We start from the raw sequence: 26,689 nt of genomic DNA, 5'->3' as shown, positions 1-26,689 counted from the left end.
GGGCGCCCCCCCCCCCCACCCCCCTCCCCTCGCCGCCCCCCACGGGCTCCCCCCCCCCCCCCTCCCGCCGGGCCCCCCGGGGGGGCGCCCCCCCGGGGGGGGGGGCCCCCCACCACATACCGGTTACCGTCCCGGCGGGATCGCGCACCACATACCGGTTACTGTCCCGGCGGGGTCGCGGATGAGTGGACGTCCACCCCTTCCAGGACGGGCTTGGCGGTCTCCACCGGTACACAGGGCTTGATGGTGCCCTTGACCGCGTAGAAGTTCGCGGCCAACACCATGCTGCCCTTCGGGGCGTCGTACTCGTGGTTCTCGAAGGCCAGGGTGTCACCGGGGTGGAGCGTGATCTTCCAGGCGTCCAGGTGGGATGCGGCGCGCGCCCCCGCCTCGGGCTCCCCCTCCTTGATGTGGGCCCCGCCTTCCGTGGCCCCTCGGATGTCGAAGTTCCCCGGGATGGACTGGCCGCGCGGCTGCTCGCACGTGTGGGTGTCGTCGAGGTCCTGGATGTCGACGTGGATGCCGTTCTCGCGCAGTCGGTCGGCGAGTTCGCGCTGGGCGCCGCGTCCGGGAGAGAGGTCGTTGAGGGTGAGCGAGACGCTGCCGTCGTCGTGGCTCTCCACCGCGTACGCGGTGGAGTCGGCGGGTGAGCCGGGTACGAGTACGACGGCGAGCGCGGCGGCCGCGCAGGCCCCGGAGGCGAGGGCGATGCGCGGCCGGGTGACCAGACCACGCACCCGGGCGGGCGCCTCACTCGGCACGACCTCGCCGAGCCGGGGTCCGACTGCGCCGAGCCGGGTCTCACCGGCGCCCAGCTCGCCGGGTCCGGCCTCGCGCAGTTCGATCTCGCGCTGGAGTTCGTTCAGCAGTCGGTCCTCGAAGGTCGTCCTGGTGTTCATGCCTCTCCCCCTGTTGCCTCGGATACGTACGTAGGTGATGGCTTGGGTGTGGACTCGGGTGTGGGATCAGCGGCGAAATCGTCCTCCGCGCGCAGATGCTTTCGGGCTCGGTGCAGGCGGACTCTGGCGGTGACCTGACGGATGCCGAGTGCGGACGCGGCCTCCGGGAGGGTGAGTTGGTCGACGGTGATCAGCTCCAGGAGGGCCCGTTCGCCTTCCGGGAGCCGGTCGAGCGCCGCGAGTGCACGTCGGCCCGGGCTCTCGGCGTCGAGCTTGTCCTCAAGGCGGGCGATGTCGTCGGCGTCGAGGAGACGCCGGCCCGAGATCCGCTGATCACGGAGGGTCTCCCGAGCGATCCGGCGGCGCTCCGAGGACACGACGTTGCGGGCGATGCCGTACAACCAGGCGGTCTCGCTGCCGAGGCCCGGCCGGTAGGTGTGGGCGGAATCCAGGACCGCGAGGAAGATCTCGGCGGTCAGGTCGGCGGCGGTGTGCGGGTCGGCGACACGCCGGGCCACGAATCGCGTCACCGCGTCGACGTGGCACCGGTAGAACTCTTCGAAGAGCTGTGGGTCACGTGCCGCGGCGGCGGGGCCGCCCCGTATCCGTTCCACTCGTGGTCTCCTTCGCTTCAGGGGCACTTCGGCTGTTCTTGGGCCGAGGCCCGGGAAGCGTTACCGGGTGAACCCGACCGCCGGGCCGTACGTGATCCAGAGTGCGGCCTCCTGAAGGGCACCCGGCCGTCGGCCCCTCCAGCCCACTGGCCCTCAATAGGTCTAAACCAATTACCGATCGGCCCTTGTCATCGGACCCCCGGGTCTGATGAGCTGTGGCCTGGGACACAACGGACACCCTGGGAAAGGGAGATGTCGTGAGCAACGAAAGCCTGGCCAACCTGCTGAAGGAAGAGCGCAGGTTCGCGCCGCCCGCCGACCTGGCCGCGGACGCCAACGTCACGGCGGAGGCGTATGAGCAGGCCAAGGCTGACAGGCTCGGCTTCTGGGCCGAGCAGGCCCGCCGGCTGAGCTGGGCCACCGAGCCGACCGAGACGCTGGACTGGTCGAATCCGCCGTTCGCCAAGTGGTTCAAGGACGGCAAGCTGAACGTCGCGTACAACTGCGTGGACCGGCACGTGGAGGCGGGGAACGGCGACCGGGTCGCCATCCACTTCGAGGGTGAGCCCGGGGACAGCCGGGCCATCACCTATGCCGAGCTGAAGGACGAGGTCAGCAAGGCCGCCAACGCGCTGACCGAGCTGGGAGTCGAGAAGGGCGACCGGGTCGCCGTATATCTGCCGATGATCCCCGAGGCCGTCGTCGCGATGCTCGCGTGCGCCCGGATCGGCGCCGCGCACTCGGTCGTGTTCGGCGGGTTCTCCGCGGAGGCGATCGCGACCCGCATCCAGGACGCGGACGCCAAGCTGGTCATCACCTCCGACGGTGGCTACCGGCGCGGCAAGCCGGCCGCGCTCAAGCCCGCCGTCGACGACGCGGTCAGCCGGGTCGACGGGGTCGACAAGGTGCTGGTGGTGCGCCGTACCGGGCAGGAGGTCGCCTGGACCGAGGGCCGTGACGTCTGGTGGCACGAGATCGTCGAGCGGCAGTCCGCCGAGCACACGCCGGAGGCGTTCGAGGCCGAGCACCCGCTGTTCATCCTCTACACGTCCGGGACGACCGGGAAGCCGAAGGGCATCCTGCACACCTCGGGCGGCTACCTCACGCAGGCCTCGTACACCCATCACGCCGTCTTCGACCTCAAGCCGGAGACCGACGTGTACTGGTGCACGGCCGACATCGGCTGGGTCACCGGGCACTCGTACATCACGTACGGGCCGCTTTCGAACGGCGCGACGCAGGTGATGTACGAGGGGACGCCGGACACCCCGCACCAGGGGCGGTTCTGGGAGATCGTGCAGAAGTACGGTGTGACGATCCTGTACACGGCGCCGACGGCCATCCGTACGTTCATGAAGTGGGGCGACGACATCCCCGCGAAGTTCGATCTGTCGTCGCTGCGGGTACTCGGCTCGGTCGGTGAGCCGATCAACCCCGAGGCCTGGATCTGGTACCGGAAGCACATCGGGGGCGACCGGACGCCGATCGTGGACACCTGGTGGCAGACCGAGACCGGCGCGATGATGATCTCGCCGTTGCCGGGCGTGACGGAGACCAAGCCGGGGTCCGCACAGCGAGCGTTGCCGGGTATCTCGGCGACCGTCGTCGACGACGAGGCGCAGGAAGTGCCCAACGGAGGTGGCGGCTACCTCGTGCTCACCGAGCCGTGGCCGGCGATGCTGCGGACCATCTGGCGTGACGACCAGCGGTTCCTCGACACGTACTGGTCTCGGTTCGAGGGGAAGTACTTCGCCGGGGACGGGGCCAAGAAGGACGAGGACGGGGACATCTGGCTCCTCGGGCGTGTGGACGACGTGATGCTGGTGTCCGGGCACAACATCTCGACGACCGAGGTCGAGTCGGCGCTCGTCTCGCACCCCTCCGTCGCCGAGGCGGCGGTCGTGGGCGCGGCGGACGAGACGACCGGGCAGGCGATCGTGGCCTTCGTGATCCTGCGAGGCACCGCTTCCGCCGAGGACGAGGGGCTGGTGGCGGACCTTCGCAATCACGTGGGCACGGTCCTCGGGCCGATCGCCAAGCCCAAGCGGGTGCTGCCGGTGGCCGAGCTGCCGAAGACCCGCTCCGGCAAGATCATGCGGCGTCTGTTGCGTGACATCGCGGAGAACCGGGAGCTCGGTGACGTCACCACGCTCACGGACTCCACGGTGATGGACCTCATCCAGGCGAAGCTGCCGGCGGCGCCCACCGAGGACTGATCGCCTCTTGGGTGTGGGGGGGCCGGGCGGCGCCCCCCCCCCCCCCAACCCCGCCGCCGCCGCGCCCCACCCCCCCATTACCCCAACCCGGGAAATAAACCCCAGACCCCCGCTTCGGCCTGGACGGCCTCGGGGGGGCAAACCGGGCGGGGGGGAACAAAAGGGCCCCCCGCCCGTGGTTAGATTTTATGGCCCCCCCGCGGGGGGTGGGGGGGGGGGGGCCGGGGCGCCCCCCCCACACCCACGTCCCCGGCGGCAGACGCGCCGATCCCCCCTTTTCCCCCTACCGTGAAGATCACCGGATAGGTCCCGCCGCACCTTGGGTAAGCTGAGTACCGCGTCAACGACGCGACAGGATCCTCAAGGTGCGCCGGGAAGTCTGGTCGGCATGTGCTCCGCCCTGCCCGCCCGACCGGAGGTCTCCTCGTGCCCGCCCCCGCGCCCCCCAGCACCCCCCGCAAGTTCCTCGGCCGGCTGTCCCTGCCCGAGCGGAACTTCGTGGCGGACGCGCTGCGCGCCGAGACCGTCGGCGGTGTACTGCTGCTGCTGGCCGCGATCGCGGCGCTGATCTGGGCGAACACACCGATCAAGGACAGTTACCGGACCGTCCTCGACTTCCACGTCGGCCCCGGCGCGCTCGGGCTGAACCTCTCCCTCCAGCACTGGGCCGCCGACGGACTGCTCGCCGTGTTCTTCTTCGTCGCCGGTATCGAACTCAAGCGCGAGCTGGTGGCCGGGGATCTGCGGGACCCGAGGGCGGCACTGCTACCGGTCGCCGCCGCGGTGTGCGGGATGGCCGTCCCGGCGCTCGTCTACACCCTCACGAACGTGCTGGGGGGCGGCTCCCTGAACGGCTGGGCGGTGCCCACCGCGACGGACATCGCGTTCGCGCTCGCCGTCCTCGCGGTCATCGGTACGTCCCTGCCGTCGGCATTGCGCGCCTTCCTGCTCACGCTCGCCGTCGTCGACGACCTCTTCGCGATCCTGATCATCGCGGTCTTCTTCACCGCCGACCTGAACTTCGCCGCCCTCGCCGGCGCGGTCGTCGGCCTCGGCGTCTTCTGGCTGCTGCTGCGCAAGGGCGTACGCGGCTGGTACGTGTACGTTCCGCTCGCCCTCGTCATCTGGGGGCTGATGTACAACAGCGGGATCCACGCCACCATCGCCGGGGTCGCGATGGGCCTGATGCTCCGCTGCACCCGGCACGAGGGCGAGCCGCACTCCCCCGGCGAGCACGTCGAACATCTTGTACGACCTTTGTCGGCCGGGCTCGCGGTACCGCTGTTCGCGCTGTTCAGTGCCGGGGTCGCGGTCTCGGGAGGCGTACTGGGGGATGTCTTCCAGCGGCCCGAGACGCTCGGTGTCGTCCTCGGGCTCGTCGTCGGCAAGGCGGTCGGCATCTTCGGCGGGACCTGGCTGACGGCCCGGTTCACCAGGGCCTCGCTCAGCGACGACCTGGCCTGGCCGGACGTCTTCGCCGTCGCCTCCCTCGCGGGCATCGGCTTCACCGTCTCGCTGCTGATCGGCGAACTCGCCTTCGGCGGCGACCCGGAGCTCACCGACGAGGTCAAGGCCGCCGTGCTCGTCGGCTCCCTCATCGCGGCCGTGTGTGCCGGAACGCTGCTGAAGATACGCAACGCCAAGTACCGGGGGCTGGTCGAGGCCGAGGAGCGCGACGACGACCTCGACGGCATCCCCGACATCTACGAGCAGGACAAGCCGGAGTACCACCTGCGCATGGCCGACATCTACGAGCGCAAGGCCGCCGAGCACCGAAGGCTTGCCGAAGTGACGGGCGGGGCAAGCGAGGAGGACGACGGTCCGGCATGATCTGACACGACCGTACAAACATGCAGGAGAGGGAGACCGCGATGAGTGCACCCGACGGCAGTCCGGTCGGCGCCGAACGCAGCATCGGCCAACTGTTCGCCTCGGCGACGACCGAGATGTCCTCGCTGGTGCACGACGAGATCGCGCTGGCGAAGGCGCAGCTCAAGCAGGACGTGAAGCGCGGGGCGATCAGCGGTGGCGCGTTCGCGGTGGCGGGCGCGGTGCTGATCTTCTCGCTGCCGATGCTGAGCTTCGCCCTGGCGTACGGGATCCGGACCTGGAGTCACTGGAATCTGGCGCTCTGCTTCCTGCTCTCCTTCGCGGCGAACGTACTCCTCGCCGTCGGGCTCGCGCTGATCGGCGTGGTCTTCGCGAAGAAGGCCAAGAAGAGCAAGGGCCCGCAGAAGGTGGCGGCCTCGGTGAAGGAGACGGCGGGCGTCCTGCAGAACGCCAAGCCGCACCCCCGCGAGCTGCCCGCACAGGATCGTGCGCCCGAGGCCATCGAGGCTGTGGCACGCTCGTCCTCATGACGGACCCCGCCACACCTTCGGCGCAACCCACTTCGGTCGTACGCCTCGACATCCCCGGCGGACAGGAACTGACCCACCGGGACGTCGCCGCCAACGGCGCGCGCTTTCACATCGCCGAGATGGGCGACGGGCCGCTCGTCCTGCTGTTGCATGGCTTTCCGCAGTTCTGGTGGACCTGGCGCCATCAGCTGGTGGCGCTCGCCGACGCCGGTTTCCGCGCCGTGGCCATGGACCTGCGAGGCGTCGGCGGCAGCGACCGCACGCCTCGCGGCTACGACCCCGCCAACCTCGCACTCGACATCACCGGGGTCGTACGGTCCCTCGGCGAGCCCGACGCCGCGCTGGTCGGGCATGACCTGGGCGGGTATCTGGCGTGGACGGCGGCCGTGATGCGCCCCAAGCTCGTACGCCGGCTCGCGGTCTCCTCGATGCCGCATCCCCGGCGCTGGCGCAACGCCATGCTCTCCGACGTCAAGCAGACGACCGCGAGTTCATACATCTGGGGGTTCCAGCGGCCGTGGCTTCCCGAGCGGCAACTCGTCGCGGACGACGGCGCCCTGGTCGGCCGTCTGGTACGGGACTGGTCGGGGCCGAGCCTCCCGGACGACGAGGCCGTGGAGACGTACCGCCGTGCCATGTGCATCCCCTCCACGGCACACTGCGCGGTCGAGCCGTACCGGTGGATGGTGCGGTCCATGGCCCGCCCGGACGGAATCCAGTTCAACCGGCGTATGAAGCGGCCGGTTCGGGTGCCGACGCTGCATCTGCACGGCTCGCTCGACCCGGTGATGCGTACGCGCAGTGCCGCGGGCTCCGGCGAGTACGTCGAGGCGCCGTACCGGTGGCGGCTGTTCGACGGGCTCGGACACTTCCCGCACGAGGAGGACCCGGTGGCGTTCTCGACCGAGTTGGTCAACTGGCTGAAGGATCCCGAGCCGGACCGGTGAGGCCGTCCGGGCTGGGCCGCTCGGGTGTCCGGCATCCGAACCGGAACGCTTGTCCTACGAACAGCCAAATGCCTTACGCATAGGCCAATTGGGGGCCCTGGGGGTGGTTATCGACCTTGGGGCGGGGGCAGACGTCGGGGTATGGGCTGGACGCACGACTTCAGTGACACAGCACGCACTCGCCGCTCGGCCGCGGGCCTGAGCTCCCATCAGAGGAGCACCCCGCCGTTGCCGGGCACGGACCTCCGAGTGGGGATCCCACGTATTCTGCGGCGCCGAGCCCGCTGGGTCTCGGTGCGGCTGCGCCATCCTCGCGGCTGAACCACCGACACACCTCACGATCGGACCGCGTACGAGCCTCTCGGCCGGGCTGGGCCGGGGACGCGCTTCGCGGGCTGCGGGCTGCGGGCTGCGGGCTGCGGGCTGCGGGCTGCGGGTGGATCATCGGTCGCCGGCTGACGGGTGTCAGAGCGCGCAGCTGTCGCTGTCCACCTGCTGGTTCGCGGTGCGCCCCTTGGTGATGTCCTCCTGGATCTCGTCCGCGGTGAGCGCGTACCCGGTGTTGGCGTCGTCGAGCGACTTCGCGAAGACCACGCCGTACACCTTGCCCTCGGGCGTGAGCAGCGGGCCGCCCGAGTTGCCCTGGCGGACGGTCGCGTAGAGCGAGTAGACGTCGCGGCGCACCGTGCCCCGGTGGTAGATGTCCGGGCCGTTGGGCTTGATGCGGCCGCGCAACCGCGCGGGCTGGATGTTGTACGCGCCGTTCTCCGGGAAGCCGGCGACGATCGCGCTGTCGCCGCTGACCGCGTCGTCGGTCGTGAACTGGAGGGCCGGCGCGTTCAGGTCCGGTACGTCGAGTACGGCGATGTCGCGCTGCCAGTCGTAGAGGACGACCTTGGCGTCGTACTTCCTGCCCTCGCCGCCTATCTGGACGGTGGGCTCGTCGACTCCGCCGACCACGTGGGCGTTGGTCATCACGCGACGGTCACCGAAGACGAAGCCGGTGCCTTCGAGGACCTTGCCGCAGCTCTGGGCGGTGCCCATCACCTTGACGATGGACTTCTGGGCGCTCGCGGCGACGGGGCTCTCGGCGAGGGCCGGGTCGGGGGGCTGGACCTCGGTGATGGTCTCGTTGGCGAACGGGCTGAAGACCTGCGGGAAGCCGTTCTGCGCGAGGACCGAGGAGAAGTCGGCGAACCAGGTGTCGGCCTGGTTGGGCAGGGCACGGGACACGCCGAGCAGCACCTTGGAGCTGCGGACCTCCTTGCCGAGCGTCGGCAGCGTCGTACCGGCAAGGGCCGAGCCGATCAGCCAGGCGACCAGGAGCATCGCCACGACGTTGACGAGGGCGCCGCCCGTCGCGTCCAGGGCGCGGGCCGGGGACCAGGTGATGTACCGGCGCAGCTTGTTGCCGAGGTGGGTGGTGAGGGCCTGGCCCACGGAGGCGCAGATGATGACGACGATGATCGCGACGACGGCGGCCGTCGTGTTGACCTCGGCGTCGTCGGTGAACGCGCCCCAGATGACCGGGAGCAGGTAGACGGCGACCAGGCCGCCCCCCAGGAAGCCGATGACGGAGAGGATGCCGACGACGAAGCCCTGGCGATAGCCCACGATCGCGAACCACACGGCGGCGACCAGCAACAGGATGTCCAGCACGTTCACTGCTTCCAGCCTCGCCTCATCGCTCTGCGGTCACTCCGTCTCGGCTGGGGGTCTGGCCCGCGGCACAGCCGCTGACGGGTGCGGCGTCCCCCAGGAGGACACAGCACGTGGGCCACCCTGTCATGCGCGCCAGTCGAGCGGGACCTGCTTGTCGCGGTCCCAGGGCAGCTCCCAGCCCGCGTAGTGCAGGATCCGGTCGATGATGCCCGCCGTGAAGCCCCAGACGAGGGCCGATTCGACCAGGAATGCCGGACCCTGGTGACCCCTCGGGTGCACGGCGGTGACGCGGTTGGCGGGATCCGTGAGATCCGCCACGGGGACGGTGAAGACCCGCGCCGTCTCGTTCGGATCGACCACGCCCACCGGTGTCGGGCGGCGCCACCAGCCAAGGACGGGCGTGACGACGAAGCTGCTCACCGGGATGTAGAGCTTGGGCAGCACGCCGAAGAGCTGGACGCCGCTCGGGTCGAGCCCGGTCTCCTCCTCGGCCTCGCGGAGAGCGGCCCGCAGCGGCCCGTCGGCCTGCGGGTCGCCGTCCTCGGGGTCGAGGGCGCCGCCTGGGAAGGAGGGCTGTCCTGCGTGGGATCGCAGGGAGGTGGCGCGCTCCATGAGCAGCAGCTCGGGGCCGCGCTCGCCCGCGCCGAACAGGACGAGCACCGCGGACTGGCGCCCCGCGCCGTCGCTCGGCGGCAGGAAGCGGCTCAGCTGGAGCGGCTCCACCGACTCGGCGGCGCGCACCACCGGGTCGAGCCAGTCGGGCAGGCCGTCCTTGCTCAGCGCCACCGGGGCGCCCTGCGTATCGCTCTCCAAGCGACCGTCGTGCGTGTTGCTCGCGTGCGTCATCGCCACCCCCGTTCTGCTGATCCCAACGCCTGCCGGTGCCGTGTTCGTTCCGTCATGCGGTGCCGGGGGGTGTCTCCGGTGATGGCCGTCCTCCGGTGCCGTGGGATCTCTCCGGTGAGAGCCGTCATCCGGTGCCCTGCGGGGTGCCCAGCGGAGGCGCCGGGATGCCGCCCGCGTCCAGGTAGGACTGCGGGGGGCTGAGGCGTTGGCCGGGGAAGCCGCCCTTCTCGTACTTCAGGAGCTTCTTCGCCTTCTCCGGGTCCGTCTCACCCTCTCCGTACGCCGGGCAGAGCGGCGCGATGGGGCAGGCGCCGCAGGCGGGCTTGCGGGCATGGCAGATACGGCGGCCGTGGAAGATCACGTGATGGGAGAGCATCGTCCAGTCGCTCTGCGGGAAGAGCGCGCCGACGGCCCTCTCGATCTTGTCGGGCTCCGTCTCCTCGGTCCACTGCCAGCGGCGCACCAGGCGCTGGAAATGGGTGTCCACGGTGATTCCGGGACGCCCGAAGGCATTGCCGAGCACCACGAAAGCGGTCTTGCGGCCCACTCCAGGGAGCTTGACGAGGTCTTCGAGGCGGCCGGGGACCTCGCCCCCGAAATCGTCCCGCAGGGCCTTGGAGAGCCCTATCACCGACTTGGTCTTGGCCCGGAAGAACCCCGTGGGGCGCAGGATCTCCTCGACCTCCTCCGGGTTGGCCGCGGCCAGGTCCTCGGGGGTCGGGTACTTGGCGAAGAGCGCCGGGGTCGTCTGATTCACCCTCAGGTCGGTCGTCTGCGCCGACAGGACGGTGGCGACGACCAGTTGGAAGGGGTTCTCGAAGTCCAGCTCCGGGTGGGCGTACGGATACACCTCGGCGAGTTCGCGGTTGATGCGGCGGGCTCGGCGGACGAGAGCGGTGTCTGGCGCGGGGGCCTGTTGCGGGAGCTTGGCGGGGGTCACCTTTTTGGCAAGGGGTGCCTTTTTGGCAGGGGGTGCCTTTTTGGCGGAGGTCGCCTTTTTGGCGGAGGCCCGTTTGGTGGTCGTAGTCGTCGCCTTCTTGGCGGGGTCCGGCTTCTTGGACGTAACCGTTGCCTTCTTGGCGGCCGCCGGCTTGCTGGTCGTAATCGTCGCCTTCTTAGGGGTCGCTTTTGCAGGCGTCGCCTTCCTGGCGGCTGCCGTCGCCTTTTGGGCAGGCTTCCTGGCGGGCGCGTCGGCCGTTACCGGCGCCCGCTTTGCCTCCTTTGTCGTTTTCTTGGTACCGTCCGTGGGCTGTTCGCCCACAGCGGAATCACGACGTACAACCACCCGCCCAGCCCCCTTGGCCTGTGCTCTCACCGGCGTTTTGGACACCCGGCCAGCCTAAAGCCCGGTACTGACATCCGCCGCGGACCCTGGAGATCGGCCCCCAATTGGCCCCCTGCCGCACTGCCCGGGACTCCAGTGCGGCAGACTTGTGACTGATCACACTGTTTGGACCGTCCGGCAAGATGGGGAACACGGTCCCCTGGTACCAAGGGGGAGCAACATCCCCTGAGCAGGTCGACAAGGAGAGAACTCGTGGACGACGTTCTGCGGCGCGCCCCGCTCTTCGCGGCGCTCGATGACGAGCAGGCCGCGGAGCTCCGCGCCTCCATGAGTGAGGTGACCCTCGCGCGCGGTGACGCTCTCTTCCATGAGGGCGACCCCGGGGACCGCCTTTACGTGGTCACCGAGGGCAAGGTGAAGCTTCACCGCACCTCCCCCGACGGCCGCGAGAACATGCTGGCCGTCCTCGGCCCCGGTGAACTGATCGGCGAGCTGTCGCTGTTCGACCCGGGTCCGCGCACGGCCACGGCCAGCGCGCTGACCGAGGTCAAGCTGCTGGGCCTCGGCCACGGCGACCTCCAGCCCTGGCTGAACGCGCGGCCCGAGGTGGCCGCCGCCCTGCTGCGCGCCGTCGCCCGGCGCCTGCGCAAGACCAACGACCAGATGTCCGACCTGGTCTTCTCGGACGTGCCCGGCCGCGTGGCCCGCGCGCTTCTCGACCTCTCTCGCCGCTTCGGCGTGCAGTCCGAAGAGGGCATCCACGTCGTGCACGACCTCACACAGGAGGAGCTGGCCCAGCTGGTCGGCGCGTCCCGCGAGACGGTCAACAAGGCCCTCGCCGACTTCGCGGGCCGCGGCTGGCTCCGCCTGGAGGCACGCGCCGTGATCCTGCTGGACGTGGAGCGGCTCGCGAAGCGGTCACGCTAGCCATACGCGTCACACCAGCCGTACGTCTGTCGCACGACTTCTTACTGAAGGGCCCTGCCACACGGTGGGGCCCTTCTTGTATCGCCGGGCGGGGACCCAGGGAGCACGGAGGCGGGAGTGCACGAGGACAGGGCGCCTGAGTCGGTCTGGACGGGCAGCCGGCGAAACGCCGGTGGCGGCGAGGACCGGCGGCGGCGCAGCAGCTGTGGAACAGCGGGCGGGAGAAGGGCAACCCGGGCGCGCCGCTGGGTGCCTGGGCGGTGGACGGGACCCTCGCAATGGCCCGCCTCGACGGCGTACGGGCGTACGGGCGTACGGGCGTACGGGCGTACGGGCTGACGACCGGTGAAGCCCTGTGGAACCGGCAGCCGCCCGACGACGGCGACCAGGTGGTCGCCCACGTCTCGCAGGACACCGCGGACGGCGTGGCCGTCGTACTGCACCACGGCGACAAGGCCGGCCACGACGAGACCAGCGACGCGTGGCACGTCCACCTCACCGGGCTTGACCTCCGCACGGGCCCGGCGGTCTGGACGCGCGCAGTGCGCCGACGAGCTGGGTCCGTCTCCGCGGACACCCGCGAAGTGGCGCTCGGCGGTGGCCGCATCGCGACCGCCCGTAGCCGTGCCGGGGACACGGAGACCACGATCCGGGTTCTCGACGCGCACACCGGAGACCTCCAGTGGGAGCGGCCACTTCTCGAAGGCTGGAGGGACGCCTCCGTCCTGGCTCCGGGTTCTCGATGCGCACACCGGAGACCTCCAGTGGGAGCGGCCACTTCTCGAAGGCTGGGGGGACGCCTCCGTCCTGGCGGCCGAGCCCGTCGTCGTGTCCACCGTCGGCCCCGAGGATCCCGCTCCCCGCAGGCTCCATGTGATGAGCGCGGACGCTGAGCGGGCTGTCGAACTGCCCCGGCCGCACAAGGGACCGCCGCCGGCCCGTGTACCCCCGTACGAGGCGTTCGGGGAGCACCCGGTGACCGTCGGCGATGCGCTCGCCGTCGAACTCGCCCCGCCCCAGCCGGACGACCAGGAGCACACGGGAAGCAGCCTCCGCGTGTTCTCCACCGCCACGGGCGACTTCCGCTGGTCGTGGTCCAGCACGTACGGCGGCACGTTCTTCCCGCCGGCCCACCGGGGCTACCTCCTGGTCCTGAACGGCTACGGCGACCGGGCGACGGTGCTCGATCCCGCCGACGGCCGGGTCGTGGCCGAGCGCTCGCTGCCCGGCCACGGCTTCCGGGCGCGCCTCGTCGCCTCCGGCGCCAGCCGCGCCGTGGTCTGCACAGCGCCGCGCACCACCCGGCGCGTACGCGTGTTCCGCTGGAAATGACATGACCACCTACCGCGGTCGGCTGCACAGTGGTGCCATGCGGAACAAGGGGCTCGACGCCCAGGGCTACATCGCCCCCGAGGGCGCTCTCGGACTGATTCCGAGGGAGTTCAGGCCCGTGGTGGCCACGGCACGCGACCGGCTCCTCGATGTCTTCGGGGCGCGGCTCAACAGCACGTACCTCTACGGGTCGCTTCCGCGCGGCACCGCGCGCGTGGGGCGCAGCGATCTCGACCTGCTGCTCGTCCTGCGCGAGGAGCCCACCGAGGAGGACCGTGCGGACGCCCGCTCGCTCGACGGCGCGCTGGACAAGGAGTTCTCGCTGATCGACGGCTCCGGAACGCTCCTGGTCAGCCGCGCACAGGTGCTGAGCGACCTGGAGACGTACGACCTGGGCTGGTTCGTCGCATGCCTCTGTACGCGCCTCCTGGGCGAGGATCTGGCCGAGTTCCTGCCGCGCTACCGCCCCGACTCGCTCCTCGCCCGCGAGACGAACGGCGACCTCGCGCTGTTCCTGGCGCGCTGGCGCGAGCGGATCGCTGAAGCCGCCGACGCGGAGGAGGCCCGGCGACCGCTCGTGCGCTACATGTCGCGCCATCTCGTACGGACCGGATTCACGCTTGTCATGCCACGCTGGAACGGCTGGACCAGCGACCTGAGGGAGATGGCCGAGGCGTTCGCCGCGTACTACCCGGAGCGGGCCGACGGGATGCGCGAGGCGGCCGTCCTCGGGTACGAGCCCAGCGGTGACTTCGCCGTCCTGCGGTCCTACGTCGACGACCTCGGGCCGTGGCTCGTCGAGGAGTACGCGCGCGTGCACGGCGTCAAAGCCCCGAGGCCCGACCAGGAGTAGGTCCCCTAGATGAGCCCGTGCTCGCGCAGGTAGTCCAGCTGGGCGCGTACCGACAGCTCGGCCGCGGGCCACAGGGAGCGGTCCACGTCCGCGTACACGTGCGCGACGACCTCGGACGACGACCGGTAGCCGCTCTCGACCGCCGTCTCGATCTGGGCGAGGCGGTGGGCGCGGTGGGCGAGGTAGAACTCGACGGCGCCCTGGGCGTCTTCGAGGACCGGCCCGTGGCCCGGCAGGACGGTGTGGACGCCGTCGTCCACCGTCAGGGACCTCAGGCGCCGCAGGGAGTCCAGATAGTCGCCCAGCCGACCGTCAGGGTGGGCCACCAGGGTCGTACCGCGGCCCAGGACGGTGTCCCCGGTCAGGACCGCCTGATCGGCCGGGAGATGGAAGCACAGCGAGTCGGACGTGTGACCGGGGGTGGACACGACACGCAGCTCAAGGCCGCCCGTGGTGATCACATCGCCCGCGCCGAGACCCTCGTCCCCGAGCCGCAGTGCCGGATCCAGCGCCCGCACCTTCGTCCCCGTGAGCCCGGCGAACCGTACGGCCCCCTCGGCGTGGTCGGGGTGCCCGTGGGTGAGCAGGGTCAGCGCGATCCGCTTGCCCGCCTTCTCCGCCGTATCCACGACATTGCGCAGATGTACGTCGTCCAGGGGCCCCGGGTCGATCACCACCGCGAGTTCGGAGTCCGGCTCGGCCAGGATCCAGGTGTTGGTGCCGTCCAGGGTCATCGCGGACGCGTTGCGGGCCAGGACGTTGACGGCTCGCGTGGTGGCGGGGCCGGAGAGCACCCCGCCCCGCGGCTGGCCGGGGAGAGCGGCTGCGTCGGTCATGCGGGGGCTCCACCGGTCGGGATGTGCTTGGTGAACTCGTCGTGGCCGGGCCAGGAGAGGACCACTTCGCCGTTCTCCAGGCGGGCCCTGGCCAGGACGGGGGTCAGGTCGCGGGCGGGCGCCGCGGCGAGGGCGTCGGCGGCAGTGTCGTACGCGGTGAGCTGGCGAAGAGTCGCAATGGTCGGCGGCATCATCAGCAGCTCGCCCTTGTCGTACGAGGCTGCCGCGTCCGCCGGGTGGATCCATACCGTGCGGTCGGCCTCCGTGGAGGCGTTACGGGTGCGCTGCCCCTCCGGGAGGGCGGCCACGAAGAACCACGTGTCGTAGCGGCGGGCTTCGAACTCCGGGGTGATCCAGCGGGCCCAGGCTCCCAGCAGGTCCGACCTGAGGACGAGTCCTCTGCGGTCCAGGAACTCCGCGAAGGAGAAGTCGCGGGCGACCAGGGCGGCGCGGTCCGCCTCCCATTCGTCGCCCGTGGTGTCGCTGATGACCGTGTCAGGGGTGGCGCCCGCGAGCAGGACGCCCGCCTCCTCGTACGTCTCCCGGATCGCCGCGCAGACGATGGCCTGGGCGGAGGTCTCGTCGCCACCGAGCCTCTTCGCCCACCACGCGCGCGTGGGGCCCGCCCAGCGGATGTGCTGCTCGTCGTCGCGCGGGTCGACGCCACCGCCCGGATACGCGTACGCGCCTCCGGCGAAGGCCATGGAGGCGCGTCTGCGCAGCATGTGGACGGTGGGGGCGGTCGGCTCGTCCTTGAGCAGCATCACAGTGGCCGCCCGCTTCGGGGCGACCGGTGTGAGCGTGCCCTCCGCGAGCGCGCGGATGCGGTCGGGCCACTCCGGTGGGAACCACTGCCCATTCGCCATGGGCGGAGGCTATCCCGAGCCGGGCGGATGTTCGAGTGGCCCTTGGGTACCCATCTGCCCGGCGGTCGGGGCGGGACCAGGAGTTTTCTCGCCCCCTCCGCCCCTACCCGACCCGTACCTGGGGGCTCTGCCCCCGGACCCCCGTATCGCGCTGAACGCGCTCGTCCTCAAACGCCGGACGCGCTGAGGAGCTCCACCTGGATCTCGACCTCGACCGGCGCGTCCAGCGGGAGGACCGCCACGCCGACCGCGCTGCGGGCGTGGACGCCCTTGTCGCCGAGAACCGCGCCGAGGAGTTCGCTGGCGCCGTTGAGGACGGCCGGCTGGCCCGTGAAATCGGAGGCCGAGGCGACGAAACCGACGACCTTGACGACCCGCGCGACCCGGTCCAGGTCTCCCGCGACGGACTTGACCGCGGCGAGCGCGTTCAGCGCGCAGATGCGGGCCAGGTCCTTGGCCTCCTCCGGCGTGACCTCCGCGCCCACCTTGCCGGTGAGCGGAAGCTTGCCTTCCACGATCGGGAGCTGGCCCGCGGTGTAGACGTACACGCCGGACTGCACGGCGGGCTGGTACGCGGCCAGTGGCGGGACCACGTCGGGCAGCGTCAGCCCGAGTTCCGCCAGCTTGGACTCGACGGCGCCGCTCATGCCCTCTCCCGCTTCAGGTAGGCCACCAGCTGCTCGGGGTTGTTCGGCCCGGGCACGACCTGGACGAGCTCCCAGCCGTCCTCGCCCCAGGTGTCCAGAATCTGCTTCGTGGCATGGACGAGCAGAGGCACGGTTGCGTATTCCCACTTGGTCATACGGGCGACTGTAGCGGCTGTCACGGGCGCCCTCCCGCGGGCCTCGTACGCCGCCTTACCCACACCTTGTCCACAGCCTCCTGCTTAGTACCGCGGCCGACTGGTTAGGCTCGAATACGTGAGCAGGCTCCAGGTCGTCAGCGGCAAGGGCGGTACCGGCAAGACCACGGTAGCCGCCGCCCTCGCGCTCGCCCTCGCGACGGAGGGCAAGCGCGCTCTCCTCGTCGAGGTCGAGGGCAGGCAGGGCATCGCGCAGCTCTTCGAGACAGAAGCGCTGCCCTACGGCGAGCGGAAAATCGCCGTCGCTCCCGGGGGCGGGGAGGTGTACGCCCTGGCCATCGACCCCGAACTGGCCCTTCTGGACTACCTCCAGATGTTCTACAAACTGGGCAGCGCCGGCCGCGCCCTCAAGAAGCTCGGCGCCATCGACTTCGCGACCACCATCGCGCCCGGTCTACGGGACGTGCTCCTGACCGGCAAGGCCTGCGAGGCCGTCCGCCGCAAGGACAAGAGCGGGCGGTTCGCGTACGACTACGTGGTCATGGACGCGCCGCCCACGGGACGCATCACCCGCTTCCTGAACGTCAACGACGAGGTGGCGGGCCTCGCGAAGATCGGCCCGATACACAATCAGGCCCAGGCCGTCATGCGCGTCCTCAAGTCCGAGGAGACAGCCGTTCACCTGGTGACGCTCCTGGAGGAGATGCCCGTCCAGGAGACCGCCGACGGCATCGCCGAACTGCGGGCCGCGAAGCTGCCGGTGGGGCGGATCATCATGAACATGGTGCGTCCCGCGCTGCTCGACGATGCCGATCTGGAACTCACGGCCGCCGCCCCCCGTACCGCCATCGCCAAGTCGCTCTCCGCGGCCGGACTCGGCGGCGCCCGTCGCGGCGGGCTCGCCGAGCGGCTGGTGGATCCGCTCCTCGAAGAGGCCGCCGAGTACGCCGAGCGGCACACCTTGGAGCGCGAACAGCGGGCCGTGCTCACCGAACAGGGCCTGCCGCTGCACGAACTGCCACTGCTCGCCGAGGGAATGGACCTGGCGGGCCTGTACGAACTTGCCAAGGAACTGCGTCAGCAAGGGATCTCATGAGTTCGGACCCGGCCCGCGCACACGCCACCGCCCACACGGAGGAATCCTCCCACACGGAGGATTCCGCCCTCGCGCAGGAATCCTCCCACGCGCAGGAATCCTCTCGCGCGCAGGAATCCTCTCGCGGGCTGGACGCCGCACGCCTCCTGGACGTCGATCCGCTGATCGACGACCCGAAGACCCGCATCGTGGTGTGCTGCGGCTCGGGCGGCGTCGGCAAGACGACCACGGCGGCGGCGCTGGGGCTGCGCGCCGCCGAGCGCGGCCGCAAGGTCGTCGTGCTCACCATCGACCCCGCACGCCGCCTCGCCCAGTCGATGGGCATCGACTCCCTGGACAACACCCCACGCCGGGTGAAGGACGTCGAGGGGGACGGCGAACTGCACGCCATGATGCTCGACATGAAGCGCACCTTCGACGAGATCGTCGAGGCGCACGCGGACCGCGAGCGAGCGGCCGTGATCCTGAACAACCCCTTCTACCAGTCGCTTTCGGCGGGCTTCGCAGGCACGCAGGAGTACATGGCGATGGAGAAGCTGGGGCAGCTGCGGGCCAGGGGCGACTGGGACCTGATCGTCGTCGACACCCCGCCGTCCCGCTCGGCCCTCGACTTCCTGGACGCGCCCAAGCGGCTCGGTTCCTTCCTGGACGGACGGCTGATCCGGCTGCTGACGGCGCCGGCGAAGCTGGGCGGGCGCGCGGGGATGAAGTTCCTGAACGTCGGGATGTCGTTGATGACCGGCACCCTGGGGAAGCTGCTTGGCGGACAACTCCTCAAGGACGTACAGACCTTCGTGGCCGCGATGGACACGACCTTCGGCGGGTTCCGTACGCGCGCGGACGCCACGTACAAGCTGCTCCAGGCACCCGGCACGGCCTTCCTGGTGGTGGCGGCCCCGGAGCGGGACGCCCTGCGTGAGGCGGCGTACTTCGTGGAGCGGCTGGCGGCCGAGGACATGCCGTTCGCCGGCCTGGTGCTCAACCGGGTGCACGGAAGCGGCGCCGCTCAGCTGTCGGCCGAGCGGGCGCTCGCCGCCGCGGAGAACCTCGGACTCGTCGCCGCGGAGAATCATGACCTCCTCGCCGCGGAAAACGCCGGATCGGTCGCCGCGGAGAATCATGACCTCGAAGGCGCGGAAAATCTTGACGAGGCTCGCATTGTCGATCAGGGGGGCGGGAAGGCTGGACTTCGTAACGCTCCCGACTCGTACGACCGTTCAGAATCTCCCGCTTCCGAAGCACCGGCTCCCGACGCGCCCGACGATCCCGACCAAGGCTCCCCCGTCGCCACGGACAGGACCGTCACCACGGAAAAAACTGCCACCGCGAACGGGAACATCGCCGCGCACGGGGCCGCCGCCGACACCGGCCGGACCGTCGAACAACTCACCGCAGGCCTGCTGAAGCTGCACGCCGAGCGCATGCAGCTGCTCTCCCGCGAGCAGCGCACACGTGACCGCTTCACCGCCCTCCACCCCGAGGTGGCGGTGGCCGAAGTGGCGGCGCTGCCCGGCGACGTACACGACCTGGCAGGGCTGCGGGACATCGGGAACCGGCTCGCGGCCGGTCGGCCGGAGCTGCCCGAAACCAGCGCCTGACGCGGCGCCTTGCGTGATCTGACCTGGCGCGGCGCCTTCGGTGTCCTGAGAGGCCCGCGGTGGTCTGAGGAAACGCCCTCAGCCCACCGCCAGGTAACGCTCGTACACCTCTTCCTCGTCGAGGGGCAGCAGGCCCGCGCCGCGCTCGTACTCCGTGCGCGCGGTTTCGAGCAGGCGTCGCCACGAGGTGACGGTGGGCCGCCGGCGCAACAGTGCGCGCCGCTCCCGCTCGGTCATGCCACCCCACACGCCGAATTCGACGCGATTGTCGAGCGCGTCGGCGAGGCACTCCGTGCGTACCGGACATCCGGTGCACACTGCCTTCGCCCTGTTCTGTGCTGCTCCTTGAACGAACAGCTCATCTGGATCGGTAGTGCGGCAGGCCGCCTGCGCACTCCAGTCGGTTACCCAGCCCATACCGGCGCCGTCCTCTCCCGAATCGAGGCTCCCCCACGGCGGCAGCGGCATATTCACCGCCGCCAGTTGAGGACGTTACGGAAGGTGGGCACAGCGCAACACCCCCTTCGGGCCCAATCTTGAATGGCCCGAACGGACTATGCGTAAGCGGCAGATCACCCGGGGGAGTGACCTGGCGACATGCGTGATCTTCCCGGCAAAGCGGGACAGTTCAGTTGAGTCACAACGGACACCGGATGACACACAAGGCGGATTCGGACACGCCCCCAACAAGAGTTGGGCCACCTCCGGAACGATTCGGGGTCGCCGGACGTATTGATACATGGCCGCACTGCTGTGACAGTTGTGAGCAGCTTAGGCCAAGGCCTATACGCGTGTCCGGCGATTGAGAACGTAGGCTGCCCCCATGCCAAAGAAGCGCTCGGGCGGTGGTCTGTCGCCATTTCAGCAGGCCACCAAGTTCCTCGGTGTCAGCGTGCTCGCAGGTGCGGTCATGGCCGGAATCGCTTTGCCCGCAGCGGGCGCGCTCGGTCTCGCCGCCAAGGGTTCGGTCCAGAGTTTCGACGAGATTCCGGATGAGCTGAAGAGCCCGCAGCTGAGCCAGCGGACCACGATCCTGGACAGCGAGGGCGGCCAGATCGCCACGGTCTACTCGCGCGACCGGACCGTGGTAGACCTCAAGGACATCTCGCCGTACATGCAGAAGGCGATCGTCGCGATCGAGGACTCACGCTTCTACGAGCACGGCGCGGTCGACCTGAAGGGCGTCCTGCGCGCGCTGAACCAGAACGCGCAGAGCGGCGGAGTGTCCCAGGGCGCCTCCACGCTCACCCAGCAGCTCGTGAAGAACTACTTCGTCGAAGAGGCCGGCGACGACCCGACGAAGGTCGCCCAGGCCACCCAGCAGACCCTCGGCCGCAAGGTCCGCGAGCTCAAGTACGCGATCCAGCTGGAAGAGAAGCTCGGCAAGAAGAAGATCCTCGAGAACTACCTGAACATCACGTTCTTCGGCGAGCAGGCCTACGGCATCGAGGCCGCCGCCCAGCGCTACTTCTCCAAGCCCGCCAAGGACCTGAACCTCCAGGAGTCGGCGCTGCTCGCGGGCATCGTCCAGTCGCCCAGCCGGTACGACCCGGTCAACGACGAGGCGGAGGCCACCAAGCGCCGCAACACCGTGCTGCAGCGCATGGCCGAGACGAAGGACATCTCGCAGGCGGAAGCCGACAAGGCCATGAAGGCGCCGCTCGGTCTGAAGGTCAGCAAGCCGAACAACGGCTGCATCACCGCGGTCGAGGGCGCGGCCTTCTTCTGCAAGTACGTCGAGAAGGTCTTCCTCAGCGACCCGGTCTTCGGCAAGACCAAGGAGGAGCGGGCGAAGATCTGGAACCAGGGCGGCCTGACGATCCGTACGACGCTCGACCCGCAGGCACAGCAGTCCGTACAGGCCTCGCTCAAGGACCACGTCGACCAGACGGACACGGTCACCGCGGCGGCCACCCTGGTCGAACCGGGCACGGGCAAGATCGTCGGCATGGGCCAGGCGACACCGTACGGCTACGGCAAGAACGAGACCGAGTACAACTACTCGGTCAACTACGACATGGGCGGCTCGAACTTCGGGTTCCCGACCGGTTCGACGTTCAAGCCCTTCGTCGCCGCGGCCGCGCTGGAGGAGGGCCGGCCCGCGACCCAGGAGTACGCGTCGCCGTACGAGATGGACTACCCGAGTCCCGTACAGACCTGTAACAGCAAGCCGTGGGTCAACACGGGCAACGACACGGTGGAGAACGAGGCCGAGTCGGAGGTCGGGCCGTACCGGCTGAAGGACGCGATGGCCAAGTCGGTCAACACCTACTTCGTGCAGATGATCTCCGACATCGGTCTGTGCCCCGTGGTCGACATGACCGACAACCTGCACGTCACGCAGGGCAACGGAGACAAGCTGCCGGAGAACCCGTCCATCGCCCTCGGCGCGGTGGGTCTCTCGCCGCTGACGATGGCCTCCGCGTACGCCTCCTTCGCCGCCCGCGGCACGTACTGCACCCCGGTCGCCATCGAGTCGATCACGCAGAAGGTCGGCGAAAGTCAGAAGTCCCTCGCGGTACCGAAGTCGACCTGCACGCGCGCGATGTCCGAGAAGACCGCGGACACCGTCAACACCCTCCTGAGCGGCGTGATCGACTCCGGCACGGGCCAGGCGGCCGGTCTCACCGACCGCGCCAACGCCGGTAAGACGGGTACGACGGACTCCCGCAAGAACGCCTGGTTCGTCGGCTACACGCCGAACCTCGCCGGCGCGGTCTGGGTCGGCAGCGCCACGCAGAAGGTCGAGATGGAGAACATCACGATCGGCGGCGTCTGGCACGACAAGGTCTACGGCGGCCAGGTCCCGGGTCCCATCTGGAAGGACGCGATGACCGGCGCCCTCGAGGGCAGGGACTCCCCGTCCTTCAACCTCGTCAACATCCCCGACCCCCCGAAGGAGAAGGACAAGGGCAATGACGACGGGGGCAACGGGGACAACGGCAACGGCGGCCAGACCGATGGCGGCCTCACCACAACCGGCGCCACCACCGGCGGCGGGACCGTCCCGACGCCTTCCTTCTCCATCCCGGAGGGCTTCCTCCAGGGGCAGAGCAATGGTGGGAACGGGACGGGTGGGCGGGATTAGCCTGCGTGCCTGACGGTTTCGGGCCCTGGGTTTGATACGCCGGTGGGGGCGTCCCTGGTAACCAGGGACGCCCCCACCGGCGTACGGGTAGGGCGCTTTGTGTTGGTGCGGTCGCGCTTCGTGCGTGCGGTCGGCGTGTACGTGCGCTCGCGCTTCGTGCGTGCGGTCGGCGTGTACGTGCGCTCGCTTTGTACGGTGAGCGAGGTCGCTCAGGCGCCTGCGAGGAGCTGCTTGACCAGGGCGGCGACGCGGCCGCCCTCCGCCAGGCCGGCCACCTTCGGGTTCACGATCTTCATGACCTGGCCCATGGCACGCGGCCCCTCGGCGCCCGCCGCCTTCGCCTCCTCGACGGCCTGGGCGACGATCTGCCGGAGCTCGTCGTCGGACAGCTGCTTGGGAAGGTACGTGGCGAGGATCTCGCCCTCCGCCTTCTCGCGCTCGGCCGACTCCGGACGCCCACCCTGCGCGAAGGCGTCGGCGGCCTCGCGGCGCTTCTTCGCCTCGCGGGTGATCACCTTCTGCACTTCGTCGTCGGAGAGTTCGCGCTTGGTCTTGCCCGCGACCTCCTCGTTGGTGATCGCGGAGAGGGTCAGCCGGAGCGTCGAGGAGCGGAGCTCGTCGCGCTCCTTGATGGCGGCGTTGAGGTCTTCCTTGAGCTTCGACTTAAGCGTGGTCATGCCGTCGATTGTCGCAGGTGTGGTGAGACGGTTGCCTGTTGATTTCGGGGGGCGTACGTCGTGTGCGGCGAGGTTGTCCACAGGGGGCACGTCGGGTTGCCGCGGTCTGACACGATGGACGTATGCGCGCGCTATACGGAGTACCCCTGGGAATCACGGCGGTGGGCGCCGCCGGTCTGTTGTATGCGGCGGGTTTCGAGGCCCGTTCCTTCCGGCTGCGACGGGTGACGGTGCCGGTGCTGCCGCCCGGCATGCGACCGCTGCGGGTTCTCCAGGTCTCCGACATCCACATGGTGAGCGGCCAGCGCAAGAAGCAGCGCTGGCTGCGCTCACTGGCGGGCCTGCGCCCCGACTTCGTCATCAACACCGGGGACAACCTCTCCGACCCGGAGGGCGTGCCCGAGGTGCTGGACGCGCTGGGTCCGCTGATGGAGTTCCCGGGGGCGTACGTCTTCGGATCGAACGACTACTACGGCCCCAAACTCCGCAACCCCGCCCTGTACTTGTTCGAGAAGGCCCAGGGCCGCCACGGTCTGAACGGCAACACGCCGGTTGTCGGCGCCCTCCACAACCCGTGGGAGGGCCTGCGTGACGCCTTCGACACCGCGGGCTGGCTCAACCTGACGAACACCCGCGGGGAGCTGAAGATCGAGGGCGCGTCGGTGGAGCTGACCGGCCTCGACGACCCGCACATCAAGCGGGACCGGTACGAGCGCGTGGCCGGCGGCCCGTCGGAGTCCGCCGACTTCTCGATGGGCGTGGTCCACGCCCCGTACCTGCGCACGCTCGACGCGTTCACCGCCGACGGCTACCCCCTGATACTGGCCGGCCACACCCACGGCGGCCAGCTCTGCCTCCCCTTCTACGGCGCCTTCGTCACCAACTGCGACCTGGACACGGACCGCGTGAAGGGCCTGTCCACGCATACGGCGCAGGGGCGGACGTCGTACCTGCACGTCTCAGCGGGCTGCGGGGCGAACCGGTATACGCCGGTGCGGTTTGCTTGTCCGCCGGAGGCTTCGTTGCTGACGCTGGTGGAGCGGAAGCGCTGGGTCTAGGGGGGCTGGGTCTGGAAGGGGCTGGCCAGGGTTTGATGGAGTCCGGGGTCTGATGGAGTCCAGATCTGATGACGTCCAGATCTGATGACATCAGGCCGATCCGTAACCCACCCAGATGACCCGTATCGCCCGATTCGTCGATCCGCTTTAGCGTGGGGCCATGATCGCCCCGATCCCCAAGGACATACCCGACCTCCCCGCGATACCGGGTATCCCCGCGCCGGCCCCCTCCATCGTCCCCGCGAGGGCCGTGGTGGCCCCCATACGCCGCCCAGTGGTGGCGACCTTCCGCATCCTCGTGGCCCTCGCGGCGGCGACGGGCGTGGCCATCGACCTGATGCTGGGCAGCCCGCTCCGCGTGCTCAGTTACTTCACGATCCAGAGCAGCCTGCTCGTGGCGGTGGTCTTCGTCGCGTCGGCAGGGCGGGCATGGACGGCTCGGCGACCGCTGCCCGGCGCGGTGACCGGCGGCACCCTGCTGTACATCTCGATCACGGGCCTGGTCTACCACCTGATCCTGGTGAACCAGTCCAGCGTGTTCTCCATGACAGGGGATGTCACCCCGCTCACCGGCTGGCAGGCGGCGGCCAACCACCTCCTGCACACGGTGACGCCGATCGCGGCCGCGGCGGACTGGCTCCTGCTGACCCGCCCCGCCCCACTGGCCCTCCGCCACGCGGCCACCTGGCTCCTGTACCCCATCGCCTACCTGACCTTCTCCCTGGCCCGCGGCGCGATGATGTCCCCCGGAACCCCGGCGCGCTATCTGTACCCCTTCATCGACGTCGACCAGCACGGCTACCCCGGCGTCCTCGCCAACGCCCTGCTCCTCGGACTCGCCTTCTACGCCCTCGCCATCCTCCTCGTCGCCCTCGACCACATACGCCCCGACCCGGTCCGCCGCCGGGTCAGACGCCCCGAAAACCGGATTTCGTCTCCGGCCACCAGTGGGCTAAAGTAAACGACGTCGCCGCCACGGCAGCGACAATCGGGGTGTAGCGCAGCTTGGCAGCGCGCTTCGTTCGGGACGAAGAGGTCGTGGGTTCAAATCCCGCCACCCCGACAGTAAAACACCAGGTCAGGCCCGGTGCTGAGAAATCAGCACCGGGCCTGAGTTGTTGTGCGGGCCCGTTTTGGGAGCCATTTGGGAGCCAAGTTCGGAATCCGGCTCCCGAGCACAGACGTCTCCCGACTGTCAGTGCCTACCCCTAACGTCTTTGGCAACAGGTTCCACCCTCGACCCTAAGCGGTGAGGTAGACATGACAGGCGGCGCAGCCGAGGGCGGCGTAGATCCTCGCAAGGTGTTCGTGATCCACGGACGCAACGAACCCGCCCGCAAGGGACTGTTCGAGTTCCTGCGTGCCATCGGGCTCGATCCAATCGCCCTCCCGAGCAGATCCACAGGAGCTGAGCATTGCTCTGCGTCGCGCCTGGGGAGTTGCCAAAAGGCCAGCATGTCCGCCATGGGCTACGGTCCAATGGCCTCATGATCAGGGGAACTCCAAGGGCCGGAGCCCGAAGTGCCCAGCTCCGTCGGATCGCCAGCCGCCAATCGGCGAGATCACCCGAGGCGAGTGGCCGTCGGCGGACGCCGCTTGGACCGCTTCGCCCGTGGAGCCGGAGAGGGGCGACACAACGAGCACGGGTGTCGGACACCCCAGGGCCTCCTACTGCCGTCGCTGACGAGACAGAGAACTGGCCGCGGCGCATCGAGGTGGGGATAGCCCTGCTCACCGGAGTCGCAGGCATCGTGGCTCTGGGCTTCACAGCCCAGTCGCTCGGGCAGACGGCGGAACAACTCAGCGTCAGCCAGAAAGAAGTGTCCAATGCAGAGCAAGGCCAGATCACCGACCGCTACACGGCAGCGGTGGAGATCCTCGGTGATGACGCGATGCAGGTTCGCCTCGGTGGGATCTACGCGCTTCAGCGAATCATGGAGGACTCTCCACGTGATCAACCATCCATTGTCAACGTGCTCAGTGCCTACATCCGTACCCGCGCAACAATCTCCGAGGAGAAGCAATCGGCCACCGCACAGTCGGCACCTGATGTTCAGGCGGCGCTCAGCGTACTCACTGAACGGGGGCCGAGCCGGGACGGTGGAGCCAATCTGGATCTCCGACAAGCCGGTCTGAAGGGTGCGTCGTTCCCACAGAGCGCTTTCCCCGTGAAGAAGAACGCCATTGCTCAACTGGGCGGCGCGAACTTGTCGGGTACGGACCTGCGCGGCGTGTGGCTGAGCGGCGCCGATCTAAGGACGGCGTATGCGGAGCACGTGAACTTGGCCGGGGCTCACCTGGATCAGGCAAACCTCCAGGATATCGAGTTGCGTGACTCGGCCATGAGCAAGACCAGTCTGGTGTACGCCAATCTCCATGAGGCGGGCCTGGTGGGAGCGGATCTACGTGATACCCGCGTCACTATGGCGAACTTGACCAACGCCTGGCTCATCGACGCCGACTTGCGCGATGCAGGCATGATCGGAGCGAACTTGTCGAACACCTACCTTTATGGGGCTGACCTGCGCGGATCCGATGTGACCGTAGAGCAGGTGGTCTCAGCGTGGCCGGACGCGACGACGAGGCTTCCTCCCAAAGTCGCCAAGGACCCGCGCGTCGTGCGGAGGATCGCGGAGTCCGAGGCGAGGAACGCCAAGCCGAGCGGTGATCGCTAACGAGCTCGTGCATGGTTGGCGGTGAGACGTTGAGCTCTTGATCGTTGATCAT

At 69.4% G+C, this 26,689-nt stretch carries 25 protein-coding genes, 1 tRNA gene and 1 pseudogene; 16 read left to right on the top strand and 11 right to left on the bottom strand.

Features of this window, described 5'->3' with window-relative positions:
- Positions 1-158: 158 nt before the first annotated feature.
- Positions 159-899 carry a hypothetical protein gene (locus tag ACFWP7_RS39975; protein WP_384392636.1) on the bottom strand — a complete coding sequence of 247 codons (741 nt, stop codon included), beginning with the start codon at positions 897-899 and terminating at the stop codon, positions 159-161.
- On the bottom strand, positions 896-1,513 hold the full coding sequence (locus tag ACFWP7_RS39970; RefSeq protein ID WP_384392634.1) for an RNA polymerase sigma factor: 618 nt from the start codon (positions 1,511-1,513) through the stop codon (positions 896-898). The genes ACFWP7_RS39975 and ACFWP7_RS39970 overlap by 4 nt, the downstream gene beginning before the upstream one ends.
- Positions 1,514-1,728: 215 nt before the next feature.
- On the opposite strand from ACFWP7_RS39970, the gene acs reads away from it, so the two are divergent.
- The 5 genes from acs to ACFWP7_RS39945 all read left to right on the top strand — a co-directional run bounded on the left by acs (position 1,729) and on the right by ACFWP7_RS39945 (position 7,357).
- Positions 1,729-3,729, top strand: coding sequence for an acetate--CoA ligase (gene acs, locus ACFWP7_RS39965; RefSeq protein WP_384392632.1), 2,001 nt, complete (start codon positions 1,729-1,731; stop codon positions 3,727-3,729).
- Positions 3,730-4,155: 426 nt separating this feature from the next.
- The gene (nhaA, locus tag ACFWP7_RS39960; RefSeq protein ID WP_384392629.1) at positions 4,156-5,559 is read left to right on the top strand and encodes a Na+/H+ antiporter NhaA; all 1,404 of its coding nucleotides are present in this window, start codon (positions 4,156-4,158) and stop codon (positions 5,557-5,559) included.
- 41 nt (positions 5,560-5,600) lie between these two features.
- Positions 5,601-6,089: a phage holin family protein gene (locus ACFWP7_RS39955; RefSeq protein ID WP_384392627.1), complete on the top strand. Its 489-nt coding sequence runs from the start codon at positions 5,601-5,603 to the stop codon at positions 6,087-6,089.
- Complete coding sequence (locus ACFWP7_RS39950) at positions 6,086-7,036, top strand: alpha/beta fold hydrolase (RefSeq protein WP_384392624.1); 951 nt, start codon at positions 6,086-6,088, stop codon at positions 7,034-7,036. The genes ACFWP7_RS39955 and ACFWP7_RS39950 overlap by 4 nt, the downstream gene beginning before the upstream one ends.
- Before the next feature lie 141 nt (positions 7,037-7,177).
- A complete protein-coding gene (locus tag ACFWP7_RS39945) occupies positions 7,178-7,357 on the top strand; it encodes a hypothetical protein (protein WP_384392622.1) in 180 nt (59 codons plus the stop codon).
- A gap of 144 nt (positions 7,358-7,501) precedes the next feature.
- Here ACFWP7_RS39945 and ACFWP7_RS39940 read toward each other — a convergent pair whose 3' ends face one another.
- The 3 genes from ACFWP7_RS39940 to nth all read right to left on the bottom strand — a co-directional run bounded on the left by ACFWP7_RS39940 (position 7,502) and on the right by nth (position 10,805).
- Positions 7,502-8,701, bottom strand: a complete 1,200-nt coding sequence (locus tag ACFWP7_RS39940) for a MarP family serine protease (protein ID WP_384392619.1) — start codon at positions 8,699-8,701, stop codon at positions 7,502-7,504.
- A gap of 120 nt (positions 8,702-8,821) precedes the next feature.
- Positions 8,822-9,544 (bottom strand): NUDIX hydrolase, encoded by a 723-nt coding sequence (locus ACFWP7_RS39935; protein ID WP_384392616.1) that lies wholly within the window; start codon positions 9,542-9,544, stop codon positions 8,822-8,824.
- Between the two features lie 124 nt (positions 9,545-9,668).
- Positions 9,669-10,805: an endonuclease III gene (gene nth, locus ACFWP7_RS39930; RefSeq protein ID WP_384392613.1), complete on the bottom strand. Its 1,137-nt coding sequence runs from the start codon at positions 10,803-10,805 to the stop codon at positions 9,669-9,671.
- Between the two features lie 276 nt (positions 10,806-11,081).
- Between nth and ACFWP7_RS39925 the strand changes: the two genes are divergently transcribed.
- The 4 genes from ACFWP7_RS39925 (at position 11,082) to ACFWP7_RS39910 (ending at position 13,941) form a co-directional block, all read left to right on the top strand.
- A complete protein-coding gene (locus tag ACFWP7_RS39925) occupies positions 11,082-11,756 on the top strand; it encodes a Crp/Fnr family transcriptional regulator (protein ID WP_016642758.1) in 675 nt (224 codons plus the stop codon).
- Positions 11,757-12,016: 260 nt separating this feature from the next.
- Complete coding sequence (locus ACFWP7_RS39920) at positions 12,017-12,649, top strand: hypothetical protein (protein WP_384392610.1); 633 nt, start codon at positions 12,017-12,019, stop codon at positions 12,647-12,649.
- Positions 12,633-13,088: a hypothetical protein gene (locus tag ACFWP7_RS39915; RefSeq protein ID WP_384392607.1), complete on the top strand. Its 456-nt coding sequence runs from the start codon at positions 12,633-12,635 to the stop codon at positions 13,086-13,088. Before ACFWP7_RS39920 ends, ACFWP7_RS39915 begins: the two co-directional genes overlap by 17 nt.
- A 1-nt stretch (position 13,089) precedes the next feature.
- Positions 13,090-13,941: a nucleotidyltransferase domain-containing protein gene (locus ACFWP7_RS39910; RefSeq protein WP_384392604.1), complete on the top strand. Its 852-nt coding sequence runs from the start codon at positions 13,090-13,092 to the stop codon at positions 13,939-13,941.
- 5 nt (positions 13,942-13,946) lie between these two features.
- Here the strand turns inward: ACFWP7_RS39910 and ACFWP7_RS39905 are convergent, their stop codons facing one another.
- The 4 genes from ACFWP7_RS39905 to ACFWP7_RS39890 all read right to left on the bottom strand — a co-directional run bounded on the left by ACFWP7_RS39905 (position 13,947) and on the right by ACFWP7_RS39890 (position 16,445).
- Complete coding sequence (locus ACFWP7_RS39905; RefSeq protein WP_384392601.1) at positions 13,947-14,777, bottom strand: MBL fold metallo-hydrolase; 831 nt, start codon at positions 14,775-14,777, stop codon at positions 13,947-13,949.
- Positions 14,774-15,643, bottom strand: a complete 870-nt coding sequence (locus ACFWP7_RS39900) for an NUDIX hydrolase (RefSeq protein WP_384392599.1) — start codon at positions 15,641-15,643, stop codon at positions 14,774-14,776. The genes ACFWP7_RS39905 and ACFWP7_RS39900 overlap by 4 nt, the downstream gene beginning before the upstream one ends.
- 167 nt (positions 15,644-15,810) lie before the next feature.
- Entirely contained in the window at positions 15,811-16,290 is a 480-nt protein-coding gene (locus ACFWP7_RS39895) for a RidA family protein (RefSeq protein ID WP_384392596.1), read from the bottom strand.
- Complete coding sequence (locus ACFWP7_RS39890; protein ID WP_073492664.1) at positions 16,287-16,445, bottom strand: DUF4177 domain-containing protein; 159 nt, start codon at positions 16,443-16,445, stop codon at positions 16,287-16,289. The genes ACFWP7_RS39895 and ACFWP7_RS39890 overlap by 4 nt, the downstream gene beginning before the upstream one ends.
- A gap of 118 nt (positions 16,446-16,563) precedes the next feature.
- Between ACFWP7_RS39890 and ACFWP7_RS39885 the strand changes: the two genes are divergently transcribed.
- Entirely contained in the window at positions 16,564-17,541 is a 978-nt protein-coding gene (locus ACFWP7_RS39885; protein ID WP_384392593.1) for an ArsA-related P-loop ATPase, read from the top strand.
- Complete coding sequence (locus ACFWP7_RS39880) at positions 17,538-19,139, top strand: ArsA family ATPase (protein ID WP_384392590.1); 1,602 nt, start codon at positions 17,538-17,540, stop codon at positions 19,137-19,139. The genes ACFWP7_RS39885 and ACFWP7_RS39880 overlap by 4 nt, the downstream gene beginning before the upstream one ends.
- Before the next feature lie 78 nt (positions 19,140-19,217).
- Here the strand turns inward: ACFWP7_RS39880 and ACFWP7_RS39875 are convergent, their stop codons facing one another.
- On the bottom strand, positions 19,218-19,556 hold the full coding sequence (locus ACFWP7_RS39875; protein ID WP_365430232.1) for a WhiB family transcriptional regulator: 339 nt from the start codon (positions 19,554-19,556) through the stop codon (positions 19,218-19,220).
- Positions 19,557-19,962: 406 nt separating this feature from the next.
- On the opposite strand from ACFWP7_RS39875, the gene ACFWP7_RS39870 reads away from it, so the two are divergent.
- The gene (locus ACFWP7_RS39870; RefSeq protein ID WP_384392587.1) at positions 19,963-22,227 is read left to right on the top strand and encodes a transglycosylase domain-containing protein; all 2,265 of its coding nucleotides are present in this window, start codon (positions 19,963-19,965) and stop codon (positions 22,225-22,227) included.
- A gap of 209 nt (positions 22,228-22,436) precedes the next feature.
- Here ACFWP7_RS39870 and ACFWP7_RS39865 read toward each other — a convergent pair whose 3' ends face one another.
- Positions 22,437-22,904 (bottom strand): GatB/YqeY domain-containing protein, encoded by a 468-nt coding sequence (locus ACFWP7_RS39865; protein WP_384392584.1) that lies wholly within the window; start codon positions 22,902-22,904, stop codon positions 22,437-22,439.
- Positions 22,905-23,026: 122 nt separating this feature from the next.
- Here ACFWP7_RS39865 and ACFWP7_RS39860 point away from each other — a divergent pair, with 122 nt between their 5' ends.
- The 4 genes and pseudogenes from ACFWP7_RS39860 to ACFWP7_RS39845 all read left to right on the top strand — a co-directional run bounded on the left by ACFWP7_RS39860 (position 23,027) and on the right by ACFWP7_RS39845 (position 26,637).
- Complete coding sequence (locus ACFWP7_RS39860) at positions 23,027-23,962, top strand: metallophosphoesterase (RefSeq protein ID WP_384392581.1); 936 nt, start codon at positions 23,027-23,029, stop codon at positions 23,960-23,962.
- Positions 23,963-24,122: 160 nt separating this feature from the next.
- Positions 24,123-24,918: pseudogene (locus ACFWP7_RS39855) on the top strand (Pr6Pr family membrane protein).
- Positions 24,919-24,951: 33 nt separating this feature from the next.
- A tRNA-Pro gene (locus ACFWP7_RS39850) sits at positions 24,952-25,025 on the top strand.
- Between the two features lie 583 nt (positions 25,026-25,608).
- Positions 25,609-26,637 (top strand): pentapeptide repeat-containing protein, encoded by a 1,029-nt coding sequence (locus tag ACFWP7_RS39845; protein ID WP_384392579.1) that lies wholly within the window; start codon positions 25,609-25,611, stop codon positions 26,635-26,637.
- Positions 26,638-26,689: the final 52 nt, after the last annotated feature.

It is taken from the genome of Streptomyces sp. NPDC058470, from assembly GCF_042721055.1.
Lineage (GTDB): Bacteria > Actinomycetota > Actinomycetes > Streptomycetales > Streptomycetaceae > Streptomyces.
This window is presented reverse-complemented; position numbering and strand designations above follow the sequence as displayed.

Excerpts from the sequence above, each read along its gene's own strand:
- ACFWP7_RS39975 (WP_384392636.1), bottom strand. The coding sequence starts at position 899 with ATGAACACCAGGACGACCTTCGAGGACCGACTGCTGAACGAACTCCAG.
- ACFWP7_RS39955 (WP_384392627.1), top strand. The coding sequence starts at position 5,601 with ATGAGTGCACCCGACGGCAGTCCGGTCGGCGCCGAACGCAGCATCGGC.
- ACFWP7_RS39950 (WP_384392624.1), top strand. The coding sequence starts at position 6,086 with ATGACGGACCCCGCCACACCTTCGGCGCAACCCACTTCGGTCGTACGC.
- ACFWP7_RS39945 (WP_384392622.1), top strand. The coding sequence starts at position 7,178 with ATGGGCTGGACGCACGACTTCAGTGACACAGCACGCACTCGCCGCTCG.
- ACFWP7_RS39935 (WP_384392616.1), bottom strand. The coding sequence starts at position 9,544 with ATGACGCACGCGAGCAACACGCACGACGGTCGCTTGGAGAGCGATACG.
- ACFWP7_RS39915 (WP_384392607.1), top strand. The coding sequence starts at position 12,633 with ATGAGCGCGGACGCTGAGCGGGCTGTCGAACTGCCCCGGCCGCACAAG.
- ACFWP7_RS39910 (WP_384392604.1), top strand. The coding sequence starts at position 13,090 with ATGACCACCTACCGCGGTCGGCTGCACAGTGGTGCCATGCGGAACAAG.
- ACFWP7_RS39905 (WP_384392601.1), bottom strand. The coding sequence starts at position 14,777 with ATGACCGACGCAGCCGCTCTCCCCGGCCAGCCGCGGGGCGGGGTGCTC.
- ACFWP7_RS39900 (WP_384392599.1), bottom strand. The coding sequence starts at position 15,643 with ATGGCGAATGGGCAGTGGTTCCCACCGGAGTGGCCCGACCGCATCCGC.
- ACFWP7_RS39895 (WP_384392596.1), bottom strand. The coding sequence starts at position 16,290 with ATGAGCGGCGCCGTCGAGTCCAAGCTGGCGGAACTCGGGCTGACGCTG.
- ACFWP7_RS39890 (WP_073492664.1), bottom strand. The coding sequence starts at position 16,445 with ATGACCAAGTGGGAATACGCAACCGTGCCTCTGCTCGTCCATGCCACG.
- ACFWP7_RS39880 (WP_384392590.1), top strand. The coding sequence starts at position 17,538 with ATGAGTTCGGACCCGGCCCGCGCACACGCCACCGCCCACACGGAGGAA.
- ACFWP7_RS39875 (WP_365430232.1), bottom strand. The coding sequence starts at position 19,556 with ATGGGCTGGGTAACCGACTGGAGTGCGCAGGCGGCCTGCCGCACTACC.
- ACFWP7_RS39870 (WP_384392587.1), top strand. The coding sequence starts at position 19,963 with ATGCCAAAGAAGCGCTCGGGCGGTGGTCTGTCGCCATTTCAGCAGGCC.
- ACFWP7_RS39865 (WP_384392584.1), bottom strand. The coding sequence starts at position 22,904 with ATGACCACGCTTAAGTCGAAGCTCAAGGAAGACCTCAACGCCGCCATC.
- ACFWP7_RS39860 (WP_384392581.1), top strand. The coding sequence starts at position 23,027 with ATGCGCGCGCTATACGGAGTACCCCTGGGAATCACGGCGGTGGGCGCC.